Genomic DNA, 14,314 nt, shown 5'->3' with positions numbered 1-14,314 from the left:
AATAGCTCCAAATGATTATAAATCAATTTGATTAAATATATAATACGATATTACAACCTATCTTACAATCCCAAGTTTCAATCTACTGGTCCTTTCCGTTTCCATTTCCTTCATTTAGTTTCACTTGCTTTACTACAGGTAACGATACATTTCCGCTCGAATCTAGGGCTTGAACGACCACTTCATAGAATCCGTGCTTTAAACCTGTGGCTTGAACAGTGTAAACTCCCGGCGGAGCAAACAACTCCGCTTCCCTTCCATCCTTATGTCCGTTATTTCCACCTTTAGGCGAAATGAACACCTTCATTCCTGCATAATCCAAATCCAGTGGAGGGGTGAAGCTTACTTGCACATCGTGTCCTTTACCATAGACATTTACGGTCACGGGGACCCCCGGTGAAAGCTGGTCCTTACCTGAATACATTTGCAAAGCATTGCTGCGTCTCGTATTTCCAGCAGCATCAAAGGCTTCAATCTCAAAGGAATATGGAGTATAGCTTATCAGACCATCCACCGAATACGTGCATTGTTCTGTACACATGACTGCTTGAATCGTATCGATCATTGTCCCATTGCGGTAAATACGATAACCTTGGACACCTACATTATCGTTCGCTGTCTGCCAGCGGAGGCTTGCAGAATGGTAGGTGATGTCGGTAACTGTAAGACCAGCCCCCGAACTCCAGCTTGGCGGTATGGTATCTGGAGCCTTCACCCGGAATGACCATTCCGCAGCGGGGATTGCATAAGTCCCAGCCTTATCCGCCGCTTCGATCTTAATATGGTGCTCTCCTTCAGATAAATCCCCTCCCAGTGTTACCTGAATCAAATCATTTGCAGCATCATACATCGTAGAGACCGCAGTTCCATCGATAGTTGCGATAATGGAAGAAGGGTCAACTCCCGTCCCTGAATCCGTGACTTTTACACGAATAACAGGCCGTAATCCTGTTACCTCTGTGCCTGGTGCCGGTGTCTGAACACCAAATTCAGGTCCTACTACATCCTCACCTAAATCCATGTATTCAGCTCTAAGTTCATCCAGATAGACTGCGCCTTTGTTCTTATTAGCTGCATCCGATTCGCTAACTACGATGTAACGTACTTTTAGCGGATAGATGGTATTCTCGGGAACTGATGCCGTCACATATTTCCAGCCGGTCCAATTCAATGCTCCAGGCTCCGTTAGGTCAAAAATACGATTCGTTGCATTCCCGTCGGTAACTCCTAATCTTAAATAGTGCTGATTGGAATCTCCGTATACCCACAAGCCGATCCGATATGGCTTTCCTTCCACTTCTCTGCCGATATCACCGTTATCGTCCAACAAATTCACATAAGCATTAGAAGTTCCGCCTTTTCCAGTGAAGTCGTAAGTCAGCTTCAATGACTTAGTCCCAACGCGAACTGGATTTGGTCGAGCAACGGCTGTTATCGTGACAGAACCTGTTACGGCGTTAGCCTCTTTGGTCTGCATCTTGTCTGTATTCTCGAATGGCTCCAGCAGTTGGGGCGGCTTACCAACCTGAACAACTGCCTCCGCTATCACATTGCCGAACGCAGCACGGATTTTTCCGTCTGCAGTGCCATCTACTGCATGCAGTTTGCCATCAGGAGTCGCTGTACCGATATTGCCCTCCACGGACCAGATTAGGCGATCCGGTGATATCCAGATCCGCTGTCCTTGCGCATTCTTTGCCACAGGCTCGAAGGAAACTACGGCTCCCGGCTCCACCACTGCCGTGTTCGGTTCAAGTGTAAGCTGATTAATGTTGTCTGTGACCGTTACATCCAATTGTTGAACTACCGTTCCGCTTTGAACCGTTATTTGGCCTGTTCCGGTGGTCATCGAAGCCGTGAAGGTTCCGTTCGCAGTTATCGTCCCTATGGAGCTTTGGGCTGTCCATTGAAGATCTGCTCGTGACACAGGAACTCCGTTTCCGTATGCATCCTGACCTTTAACCTGGAACTCTACCCTGCTCCCTGCAACGACTTGTAGAGGGGTATCTGGGTTAACGACTAATCGATCCAAAGGAGCCATAGGTGCTGTTGATACAATAGCTATAGCATTGCCTACGGCCCGATCGTGACCATCAGATGGACGGTTCATTAGACTTGGATGTTCATCTCCAGGCTGCCTGACATAATAGGTCGTCGAGCCGCCTCCGTCCAGATTGATGGCGTTCTCCATCCCGAGGCTCTGCAAGTAATATGCGCCTTCCGCCATCGTTATTCCATCGGAATGTCCTGGTTGTCTTCCATCAACGGCAAGGAGATACAACTTCCCTTGCTTTGTAGCTACCATCGTTCTTGGATGTCTATCGCTTGTGTTAGTATCTGAGGGATCCAGCACCGTAGGTGATACGACACCGTTTTTGAGCAGTACGTAGCCTAGTGTTGAGTTGCCTGAGATCACTTGCTCTGCTGCCCCAAAGCCTTTGCTTAGTGCTATGTCCAGACGAAGTCTCGTGCCTACTGCCAGCTTTTGGCGAATCCAATCCGCTTTAGAACCGGTAGCCGATAGTACAAAGGTTCCCGACTCAATTGGTGTATCTGCGGTTTCCATAATCGATTCGACGACACCGCTCACCGGCTGACCAGGTATTAATTTATTAGCTGGATCATCGGCTCGAATAACTACTTCCACCCCACCTTCCGGTGTCCGTGTCGAAGTACCGAATCTCCAATTATAAAGAAATGCATGATTGGTATGCGTTGCGACACGAGTCCGGTTAATCATCGTCAATGTCAGTGACTCCCCATTGTCCTTCGTCAGCTTGGATGTCATCGTCACATTCTCTTCCAGTTTAACCGTATGATCCTGCATTATGGCCATAGCAATCTTGCTGGTCGATGGAGAGCTCACCAATTCTCTGTTAGAGATCATTAACCCTGAAGGCACACCTACCGTACTAAAAAAGTCACCATTCGTACCGCCAACTGGCCGCTCCCCTTGCGCCTCCAGCTCCTTCAACATGTTACTTACCGTTTCGGCACCTGAGACCTCTCCATGCGAGGAAACCGCTTCCACCTTAACATAAGGATTGGCAGGGTCTATTTCCAGCAGATGAATCGATTCCCTCAGTCCATTTCCTACTAATGTGCGACTTGTATGTACGACGCCTGGTGATACTGCAAATTGCTTCTCGTCTACAGTTTGCCATTGAACCGACTCGGCATGTACACTAGCTTGGTCCAACCATCCATAGGATGGAGTCGTTAATACAGCAGTTGTAATAAGACTGATTAAGATATTTTTCCATTTGATCGGGTTTCGTTTCATAAGAAAAGAATCTCCCTTCGATTTCCTCAGAATATGGGTTTATTCTCTACATGAAGCCGACCCTTATGGATCGGCTCCTTCGTTATCTTTGGGTATGCCTATGCTGCTATTTTTTTCGTGCTTGTTCGTCTTGAATGTACTTGGTCGCTTTCTCGTTGGCTTCCCTAAGAACCGTATTGATGTCTTTTTTATCAAAGATCATGCCGGTTAATGCTTCGCGCAAATACTTGTAGTTCTCGTTGTCATATTCGGTGTTGATCGGAGCGGTCGCCGGTTTGACTTTAAAGATCCCTTCCAGATTCTTGCCTTTGTAAATGTCGGTATTGGATGCAAATTGCTTTTTCAATTCAGGATTATTTAATATCGTTAAATTATTTCCTTTGTTCATTTCTTTCTGCGATTCTTCACTAATCATCGTCAAAATAACGCGGTAAGCGGCCTCTTTATTTTTACTGGTTGGAGGCACCATAAGAGACTGGAACTCGATTTCTCTTCCTTCTCCTGGCCTATCATCGAAGACCGGATGACCGACAACATCCCAATTAAATCCACTTCCTCCTTCGTTTAGTTGTGGTAAACGACTTGTGATGGCTGCAAGCCAAGATGGGAACATAGCGAGCTTTTGATCTTTTATGAAATAGTCAACACCGTATTGGAATTTCTTCTTCGGATCAATGTAACCTGGAATTTCATACATCCGTTTTAGCAGATCGAACGTCTTCTTATAGCCTTCCGAATCGAAGATGGGTGCACCCTTCTCATTTACGGTTCCTAAGCCATAGCCTCTGGAGAACGTACGTTCCGACCCCGGATCGAAGCCCAAATATTGAATTCCGTTTTCTTCACGGGTCAGCTTTTTGGATAACTCAATGATCTGATCCCATTTCATGCCGTCCGTCGGATACGGAACTCCGAAACGATCGAAAATATCTTTATTATAAATTAGAACACCATAATTCAGCGTATACGGGATTCCATAGAGCTCTCCTTTTTTCCCGTAGGACTTGATAGCGTTAATGGCCTGCGGCTCAAATTTGCTTAGATCAACCTGGTATTTTTTAACAAAGTCCGTCATGTCACTGGCTACACCTAGTGGAAGTAAATCATTCATATAAAAATGGGTCGTGGCAATCAAATCGGGAACTTCACCGGCTGCGATCATGTCAACCAGCTTCGTGCCCTTGATTAGCTCAATATTGATATTGGGATGCTTCTTCTTGACGGTTCCGAACAGAGCTTCGACATCGTTGGGGGTATTGATTGCTGCAAAGTGAGAATACAATTTGATCGTTACAGGCTCGGTAACTGTAAGCTCTTCTGCCTTAACGGACTCCGGTTTTGCCGGATCTTTTCCTTGTTGGGGCTGTGCTGTTTTGTTAGAGCATCCGGTTGCAGCAATAGCAGCGGAAAGCGTCAACAGGAGGGCCATGGATAAACGTTTTTTTATTTTCATCGTCGATCTCACCTTTTTTTATAATTTCGAAATCATTAACCCAGTTAATATTCAATGATATTACACAGTAATTTCAAAACTCCAAGTCGCCGCTGGCAAAGCTGCATTACGAGCCTTATCGGCTGCCTCTACAACGATACGATAGGTGCCCGCTTCTAATTCATTGGATGGCTTGCATTCCAGCAGTCCTGTGTCCGCGTGATACGTATGGGAAATGACGGAATGATTCAACCATACACGGATGGATGAAGGGTCTACACCACTCTTAGCATCAGTTACCGTTACACGAATGTCTGGGTGCTTCTGTGATATGATGGCTTGATCTGTTGGACTCATGTCTGTGAATTCCGGCCCTTCAACATCTTCATGAAAATCTACGTACTCAGCTCTAAAATCGTCCAGATAGAGGACCCCTTTGGTTTTATTCGCGTCGTTCGTTTCCACAAGGGTTAACGTATGTACGCGAAGTGGGTATCTTGTCATTATTGGAACATCGACGTAGACATATTTCCACCCTCTCCAATTCAATCCTCCAGGGTCCGTAAAATTCAATGTGCGTTTAATTCCATCTGCATCTTCAAAGCCCATCCGCAGCCAATGACAGCCGCCATCTCCATTGACCCACAACCCAAATCGATATGGCTTCCCTCCAATTTCTAGTCCTGCAGCTCCTAGATCATCCTTAAAAGTAATGTGAGCTCGAGAGCTTCCCGACATGCCAGTAAAATCATAGGACCATTTGCCGGAAAAAGTTCCAAACTTGACAGGTGAGGGTCTTGCAGCCTTAGTAAGCGTTACGGACTCCTGCACGGTATTCACCTCAGCTACACCTAGTCCATCCAGCTTCTCGAAATCTGCAATGATGAAATGCGGTTTGCCGACGTGTACACTGGCAAAAGCTTTAATATGTCCCCATGACGCCCTCACTCTACCTTCTATTCCCTCATTGGCGGCAAACAACTGACCCGATGGATCGATTCGTCCTATTTCGTTTTCAGTAGACCATGTAAGAAGCTCACTAGATACGAAGATATCCTGACCTTGCCCATCGTAAGCTTTTACTTTGAATTGAAGAATACCACCTGGCTCCACTTCTGCAGCTGAAGGAATCAATTCTAAACGTTCCAGCTCATTTGTAATGCATACCTGTGCGGATTGAACGATCGCTCCATAATGAGCTATAATTTGACCTGCTGCGGTTTGTGAGCCTGCTGTCCATTCACCCCTTTCATTGATCGATCCGATATCCCCTTGTACGGACCACTGAACTTCTTCCGGCTTCACAGTTAATGCATTCCAATATCGATCGTGACCTTTTACCTCAAATGATACTTTGCTTCCAGCCAATGCTCTTACAATAGCAGGTGAAATAATAAGTGAATCCAGTTCACAGCGAGGAGCCTTGGAGATAATAGCTAGCCCATTGCCTACTTCTCGCTCAAATCCGTCAGATGGTTGATTAACCAGCGTTGCAAACTCGTCACCTGGGTGACAAATATAGCAGGTTGTAGAACCCCCTCCATCCAGATTGATGGCATCCTCCATCCCGAGACTTTGTAAATAGCTGGCTTCCTCCGCTAATGTCATTCCTTCGGAAAAACCAGGCTGTCGGCCATCGATAGCAGCTATGTACAGCTTGCCTTGTTTGGTTGCTACGATAGTTCTCGGATGCCGATCACTATTCAGTCTAATACTTGTATCGTACAAGTGATTCGGGATGATCCCATTCTTTAAAAGCATGTATGCCAAGGTTGAGTTACCGGAGATGACCTGCCGGGCATTTTGAATTCCTCTATCGTACTCCACTTGCAATGTAACAATGGCTCCCAGCGCTATGTTCTTTTGAAATTGCTCGGCTTTGTTGCCTGTGAGTGATAGAACCCAAGTCCCTTGATCAATTGGTGAATCCGATGTCTCCTGAATGGATTTAACCGTCCCCTGAATTGGATGTCCCAGATATAGACTTGCAACAGATTTGTGGGTAGTCAGGGTAACCTCGATGCCCCCATTCGGAGTACGTGTTGATCGACCGTATCTCCAGTTATAGACGCAAGCATGGTCCATATACTTCAATGTCCTTGCACGATTGATAATATCAACTTCCATTATGTATCCGTTTTCACATTGTAAAATACCCTTCATGCTCACTGAATGTTCGAGCCTGACCGTACCATCTTGCATTACAGCCAACATAACCTTGGTCGTCTGAGGGGATGTAATGATTTCACCTTCCACAAGCTGCAAACCCGATGGAACGCCAACATAACTGAAGAAGTCACCGTTAAAACCAGCTACACATTTTTTCCCTTGCAATTCGAGTTCATGAAGCAAATTCCCGACCGTCTCCAAGCGAATTACTTTCCCCTGGGAAGATACTGGCTCCAGATGAACTAGCTCATGAGTCGGATCCACTTCCACCATATGAATCCTATTCGTCAAGTCACCCTTGTTCATTTGATGGTGAAGATACTTGACGCCTACCGCTATCCTCTCCTCTTCCGATTTAAATAGCTGCCAAGCCAGTTGTTCGTCCTGCTCCATCCTCGTACTTTGAGACATAACAAGCCTCCTATCCGAATGGTGGTTCGTTTTGAATTAATTATCAATCAATTTGATTAATTATTATATTACGACAACTGGCGGTATTGTTCAATCTAATTTTCAGAATTATTTGCCTTTAAAACCAATTATTTTTTGAAGCATTGGCACTATTCGGTTGGCCATCATCGTAAAACCAAGATCATTCGGATGAACGCCGTCTACTGTGCACTCATCATAACGTTTGCCAAGCAAACCTGAACCGTCACCAAAAAAGATGAGAGAGTCCCCCTCTCGGTTCATTTTTTCCACCAAATGTTTAGCAAAATCGCGTCTAAAGATACGCTCCCGAGTAATGGACGGGTCAAATTGCTCCTTAGCATAAGGAATCCTGGAAAGTACAAGTATCGGAACTTCCGCCTGTTTCTCACGGTATAGACGAATAAAGGGTTCTAAGGTCTCACAATATCGATCCGTAGTGCAATTAGCCTCATAGTCCATGATGAAGACGTCGACATTGCTGATTTCACGAATAACTTTTGCGAGCTGAGGCTCTCCCTTGCCATTGCCTGAAAAACCCAAGTTGATCACTTCACGCCTCAAGCGGCGGCCTGCCTGTTGAGTGTAAGCTAACCCCGGGCGTCCCGCGCAACCTCCCTGAGTAATCGAGGTTCCATAAAAAACAAGCCGACCATGAACATCATACGATGAATCGTATTCGACACGTGCTTCTGGAGGCAATCCTACAGCAACTTCCACGACACTTTGATATAAAGGAAAGTTCAGCGTTACGGTACGTACCTTTTCTCCATCAGGACCTTCAAATAACACACATTCATAGGAAGTGCTCTGCAGCTTCATCCGACTGGTCCCTGCATAACGTTCTCGTCCGGGCTCACCAATATATGCATCGAATCCGTTCTGCCCAGTGGCAGGCATATGATCCATGGATGAGGTACCTCCGAGCTGTACTCGGACTGCTATTCTCTTGGCATTCGTTCGAAATCGAATTTGTCCTCCAGCTGTACAGTTGGCAAGCTTGTCCACTGCTGAGGGAAGCCCCTCTCTCGGTTGCAGTGGCAAGCGACGGTAGACTCCCTCCTCTTGAAGCCATGGGAACCCGACCACTCGGAAGGGGGAAGCAAGCGGCGAGAACCATTGCCATTCACCCTGCAGCTCCTTGATCACCATATTGGAATCCAGCTTTTGTGGCTGTGTGTTATGATTCGAGGACATTTTTGTACACTCTCCTTTTCATAGTTCGGATAATGCCAGTATCATGGAAACGCTAATAATTTCCTATCATACTACATCCTTCCTGCGTTGACATCAGCTCCTTTTATATTTAATCAAATTGATTTATTATTAGTCTAATTTATAAATGTTTATTTCATGTTTTCGCAGTTTAAAGGTTTTGTAAACTTACCCAACTAAAAATGATATCTTCCGACGCACTCCTGACCTTCAGGTCATTTAATAAGAAAAACCGTCAGGCCCACTCAGCCTGACGGTCGTATTGATTTATATCATAAAATTATTACTCTAAAGATTAACCCGATAAATGCAGGGCTTGCCTTCCCTATCGGATGTGAAGATAACAAACGAGCCATCTGGTGAAAAAGCGGGATGCGGATGGGCATCCTGGGTATTCCCGTAGCTTGCCCAGCTCGTGCCATGCGAACACAACCGTTGCTCCGTCCTCTCCTTTACATCAACGAGATAAATGAAGTGTTCTTCTTTCAACTGCCCGTCACCGACTATTCGGGTGTTATCTCGATTGGATATGAAATGGCAATACTTCGAGCATTCCATCCATTCGTCCTCTTGCAGGGTTATCGGATCCATGAACCTTATACTTTCCCGCAGTCCGTTATCGTGATGACGGTATACAAAAGCGAATCGGGAACCGTCAGCAAGCCAGTACTCGTGTGTAATCAGCTCTTCGTGTGACTGTGGCTTCGCACAGCGCATATTAGAGCCATCGGATTGAATCAGCCACAATCTTGCATCGATCCGGTTCCACGGGCCTTCATGACAGAACAAGATCGTCGACGGGTCACCAGGCCGAAGCTGCGGATGTCCCAGCCAGCAATGGGGCTCCTCGTGGACAACATGACTGGCTTGCCTCTCGATATCAACATAGACAATTCGACAATGCGGCTTATTAGCCCATTGCGGTTCGAAGGTCGACCAGTCGCCTCGACTCGGCACAACGTCCTCTTCCTTCAGCTCGACCAACACTAAATAGCGGTCGTCAGAGCTCAGTCCTGGATTCGCATTCGGTATCCAGCCGTCAGGTGTTTCATAGAAGGGCTCCTCAGCCCCAGTCATCATATCCATTCGAACGATCTGCTTATTCCGGCAGAAGATCAAGTAGCGGTCGTCACTGGTCAGCGAGCAGCTGAAATCATGGACTCCTGTCCCTTCAGTCAATTGAACTGCAATTCCGCTTTCGAGATCCATCTTGTACAAGTTCCGGTGACCTTCCCTATCACTGGCATAGATCAAATAGCGATTGTCATTCGTGATCATTTTATAATAAAAGTAGGGATGATGGTGGATATACTCTGGAGCTGTAAGTCGAGTTACCGTCCTGCCCGTGTAACAATCCTCAAAGGTGTGAAACGTATGGTTCACTACTGTGCCCTTGCTCATAGACATCAACTCTCCAATCCCTTATGTAGCCATTTATTGTAGCATTTGCTGCTTCTCTGCCGGCTTCAAAGGCAAAGTCAGATGCAGCAAGCTTCCCCCAATAGTTTCATAGGTGGCATAGACTTGTGGATCGCCACTGCCAGCAAATACATCACGTGCTTCCCCTTCAACGCCCATTTCAGGGCCTAAGCGCACAGCTGAAGCTTTAAGCGGCGCAGTTTCCTCGCTGCTGAGCCGGAAGGCCAACACAAGTAGAGCTTCCTGCATACTGCGAAAATCAAACCGCTTCTTCTTGCCTGCGTAGACGATATAGTCAACGTACCATTTCTCCCCGTCCCTTACGGTTTCCCAATGCGGCTTCTCGCCGTCAAATGAAGCGAACAAGACAGCTGCATGCATAGCTTGCGCTGCCCCGTCTAACTTGACGTTCACCGCTTCCTTATCCTCCGTAAGGCGAGCTTCTACTCCGTCCAGGCTGCCTCCGATTTCGAAACGCAATCTTAGATCGGCTGCTTCCAAGGTACCGTCTATTAAGTCGAGTCCGATATGAGTATCGCCTCCATTCGTGCAGAAGCCGATTCCGAACAGGATGTCCGCACCATCCTGCCGCGAGGTGAATACAGCTGAAGAATAATCATACCCATCGTGCAAAAAACGCAGGTGAACATAGGTGAAGCTATCGCCGTTCTGTGCATAGGCCAGCAGGTTGCGTCGCTGATTCCACATAACATCCTTGCTGAACGTACCGAGACTAATCCGCTCGTCTTTGTAGGTAGTAGCAATATTGATCGCCTTACCTTGCGGGTCTTTATGAATAACCTGAGAGTATTCGCCTCCGTTTGTATCCACGAATGCGGACCTGTACGCCGGCGGGCATTCGATATGATTGCCGTACCAATCCAGGCTGTAAACGAAAGGGTCCTCAGCCTGAAGTGAGAACGTATCATCGCCGCACGCCATCTGCAGGAAGGATCTCACGGAATCCGTCATTACCGTGCTATAGCTGCGGCTGTGCGGTCCAGACCACTGGGCGGTCGGCACATGGTAATGCTCTGCAATCATACGCCAAGCTACATCCAGCATATCGGCACTAAGACGTTTGGCTTCCGGCAGCTTCGTCGACGTATGGATGCTGGACAGCTCCTGAATGGCAACGACCGTATAGGTAGGGCTGTTGAACTCTTGGAACGTACCTAGCTCATGAGTATACTCGCTAAATTTGCGAAGCCGCTCCAGTCCATAGTCGACATATCGATCAACTCCATACACTTCCCCTGCAATTAGCGTGACGAATGCCCCCATGATTGCAATATTAGTGTAGCTAGGTCCGACGTTACGCTTCATAATTGCGTCACATGCGCAAAAGACTGCGAGCCGTATCTGCTCACGCAAATCCTCCGAGAGCCGATTACCGTGTCGTTGCTCAGCTAATACAAGCCGTTTGCCGCAAAAATCGGCCCAGTTCCAGTCAGGAGGCGCCATCATCGTCAATGGCTCCTCTAGGAACCAAGACCAGATCCCAAAAGTCGAATTCTCACGGTTCTGGTCCTGAAGACTGATCCCTTTACGCAAAATGTCCGAAGCCCGCTCCTTATAGGCACCCTCTTCACTGTCGAGCAAACCTAAAGCGTAAATAAATGCGGCCAGTGTCGGGTGTGTGAACGTCACCTCTTTGAGTGTGGTATGGTAACCCGGAGTACTAAACGGCCTTCTCACCATGTGCAGCTCAGGATTATAATCTTTGTGCCATTTCTTGAGCTCATTCATCAGCAATTGTCGATGATCCATAGTCACTTACTCCACTCCTTTTACCTTTGCATAGTAAATGCACAAGAGCGTCCTTTCCCTCCATCTAGACTAGAACTAATAGGATTAGGACGCTCCTGCTCTTAATCAGTTTGCTTTCACATTTTTCTGATACCATTCCTGTGCTAGCTTATCCACGTTATCTCCGCCAAGTCGCTTCCATTCTTTGCGAAGCTGCTCCATTCCCCATTGTGGAGTGTACTGGGAACCGCCTGTAATGACTTTGGTTTCGATTTCCTCGGACAACGGAGAGAATGAAGTCTGAATCTCCGTTAATTCAGGAAAAGTCGGGTTGAACGGAATATCTCTGCGGAATTTATTCTTCATCGCCGTGTTGAGCGATTCGCCTTGGAGCTTGGCGTATTCTTGGGAAATGGCATCCTGCGCGGCCATAACGGCAAAGTCCTCAGGCTTTGGACTGTATTGATCCACTACGGCATATTCAGGAGCATAGGCGATTTCCTTTTTATTCTTGTCTGCATCGATAGCTTGCGGCACCCCGTTAACCAGCTTATAATGAACTCCTTCTTGCCCGAAGCGCACGTCAAACCAGTTTTTATCTATCATCCAATCCAGCAGCTTCACCGCTGCTCTCGGATCCTTCAAATCTTTGTTGAACACAATCAGCTTGTTGGCAGGCGGCTCTTGGAACAGACCGAATTTGCCGTACTTAGTACTCACGGGCTCGAAAGGCACCAGCTTAGCTTCAGGAACATTCTGTTTCAGCTCGCGATACTCCGACGGGATATTCCAGCTTGAGAAATAGATGCCCGCTTTCCCTGTCACGAACAACTGCCGCTCCTTCTGAAAATTTTTATCCGTAATGTACTCTTTATCTACAAGTCCCTCGTCAAAGAACAGCTTCAAAGTCGTTAATACATCTGCATATCGAGCGGTAAAGTTGCCTTTAACGATGCTCCCATTCTCCAAGTACCACATGCCGCCTTGAGCAGCAAACAATGCTTGAATGATGCCTGTATAGTTATAGTTGAATGCGCCGCCCAAAGTGTCCTGCTTTCCGTTACCGTCGGGATCCTTCTCCTTGAATGCTCTCATGACGGTTATCATCTCATCCATCGTTGTGGGCATCTTTAGGCCCAGCTTATCCAGCCAGTCCTGTCTGATCCACATGGCGTGGTTAGCGATGGCGTCGATTCCGCGTGCACTGGTCACCATGTAGGTTTTACCATCGAACATCGTATATGGCTTCAATTCCGGATGCGCTTTCAAATAACTTTTATACGAAGTGCTGTATTTCTCAATAAAATCATCAATCGGCTGGATGGCTCCCTGATCCTTTAAAGTGGACATATAGTTCCTATCGAACTCCCACATCAGATCCGGCGCTTCACCGGCAGCAATTAGTGTATTCAGCTTTTGCGTTGATTGCGTTCGCAAAATGGGTACCCATTTGACGTTAATCCCTGACTTCTCGTTAATGTATTTCGTCACCCTATTGCTCTCATAGGTTCCTTCATCGCTGGCTACCTGCCCCCGATCGAGAATTGAGATGCTAACCTCCAATTTACCGGAATCGCTATTCTTCGCATCGCCGTTCTGACTCTTCTCACCATCGGAACAAGCTGCAATCATGCATGTGGTTAAAGTAACTCCTAGAACTACGGCTATTGGCTTGCGTTTTATCATCGACTTCTCCGCCTCCTCATATGGGATCAACCTTTCAGAGAACCAATCAAAACACCCTTGACGAAATATTTTTGCAAGAACGGATATACACATAAGATAGGGGTTACCGAGATGATTATCGCTGCTGCCCGAACTCCTTCAGGTGATAGCAAGGTCTGCATCGTTGCTCCCTCTCCGCCGTTCGTTGCATTCGCATTCAGCAAGCTCTGGCTTGTCGTATCGATCATTTGCAGCAGCTTAACCATAAGTGACTGCTTGCCCGAGCTTGTGATGTACATCAGCACACTCATATAAGAATTCCACCAACCCACCGCATAAAACAACGTCAGTGCGGCGATAATCGGAAGCGACAGAGGAAGAATGATTCTCCATATAATAAGTAAATCATTGGCTCCGTCAATAGCTGCCGATTCTTCCAGCTCAGTTGGCAAATTTTCGAAAAATGTTTTCATAACAAAAAAGTTGTACGTGCTTAGCAGTCCCGGCAGCCATAACGCCCAGTAAGAATTCATGATGCCTAGGGACTTGATCAAAATATAGTTCGGAATCAAGCCTCCCCCGAACAGCATGGTAAACGTGATGACCATCAAAATGAAATTTCGCCCCTTCAACCTTCTGCGACTGAGCGGATAGGCTGCCATTATCGTCGCAATAAGGTTAAGCGCCGTTCCTACTACCGTGATGAGCACCGTATTTTTCATGGCTACGAGCAGTTGTCCGTCCTCAATGAGATTTTGGAAGGAGGTGAATGTCACATCCTTAGGCCACAGAAATACTTCCCCGGAGCTGATCGCCCTCGAGCCGCTCATGGACGTAGCCAGCACATTGACGAAAGGAAATAAAGTCAATATGGCGAGAAACGCCAGAAATATATACACCAAACCATATATCCATCTTGATGTTAACGCGGAACCTCTGGTCATTCGCTCCCC

8 protein-coding genes are annotated in these 14,314 nt (G+C 46.9%); all 8 read right to left on the bottom strand.

The features are described 5' to 3' along the window. Positions 1-82: 82 nt before the first annotated feature. Positions 83-3,283 carry a phosphodiester glycosidase family protein gene (locus BP97_RS0106855; protein ID WP_028548432.1) on the bottom strand — a complete coding sequence of 1,067 codons (3,201 nt, stop codon included), beginning with the start codon at positions 3,281-3,283 and terminating at the stop codon, positions 83-85. A gap of 106 nt (positions 3,284-3,389) precedes the next feature. Then, complete coding sequence (locus tag BP97_RS0106850) at positions 3,390-4,736, bottom strand: ABC transporter substrate-binding protein (RefSeq protein ID WP_028548431.1); 1,347 nt, start codon at positions 4,734-4,736, stop codon at positions 3,390-3,392. Positions 4,737-4,796: 60 nt separating this feature from the next. After that, entirely contained in the window at positions 4,797-7,295 is a 2,499-nt protein-coding gene (locus BP97_RS0106845) for a phosphodiester glycosidase family protein (RefSeq protein ID WP_028548430.1), read from the bottom strand. A 108-nt stretch (positions 7,296-7,403) separates the two neighbouring features. Next, a complete protein-coding gene (locus tag BP97_RS0106840) occupies positions 7,404-8,510 on the bottom strand; it encodes an SGNH/GDSL hydrolase family protein (RefSeq protein ID WP_028548429.1) in 1,107 nt (368 codons plus the stop codon). A gap of 306 nt (positions 8,511-8,816) precedes the next feature. Further along, positions 8,817-9,929 (bottom strand): oligogalacturonate lyase family protein, encoded by a 1,113-nt coding sequence (locus BP97_RS0106835; RefSeq protein ID WP_028548428.1) that lies wholly within the window; start codon positions 9,927-9,929, stop codon positions 8,817-8,819. 33 nt (positions 9,930-9,962) lie between these two features. Continuing rightward, positions 9,963-11,717 (bottom strand): hypothetical protein, encoded by a 1,755-nt coding sequence (locus BP97_RS0106830; protein WP_028548427.1) that lies wholly within the window; start codon positions 11,715-11,717, stop codon positions 9,963-9,965. Between the two features lie 105 nt (positions 11,718-11,822). Then, entirely contained in the window at positions 11,823-13,382 is a 1,560-nt protein-coding gene (locus BP97_RS0106825; protein ID WP_036745593.1) for an extracellular solute-binding protein, read from the bottom strand. A 26-nt stretch (positions 13,383-13,408) separates the two neighbouring features. Next, positions 13,409-14,305, bottom strand: a complete 897-nt coding sequence (locus tag BP97_RS0106820; protein WP_036745592.1) for a carbohydrate ABC transporter permease — start codon at positions 14,303-14,305, stop codon at positions 13,409-13,411. Positions 14,306-14,314: the final 9 nt, after the last annotated feature.

Origin of the sequence: Paenibacillus sp. UNC451MF (genome assembly GCF_000686845.1) — a bacterium.
Classification (GTDB): Bacteria; Bacillota; Bacilli; order Paenibacillales; family NBRC-103111; genus Paenibacillus_S.
This window is presented reverse-complemented; position numbering and strand designations above follow the sequence as displayed.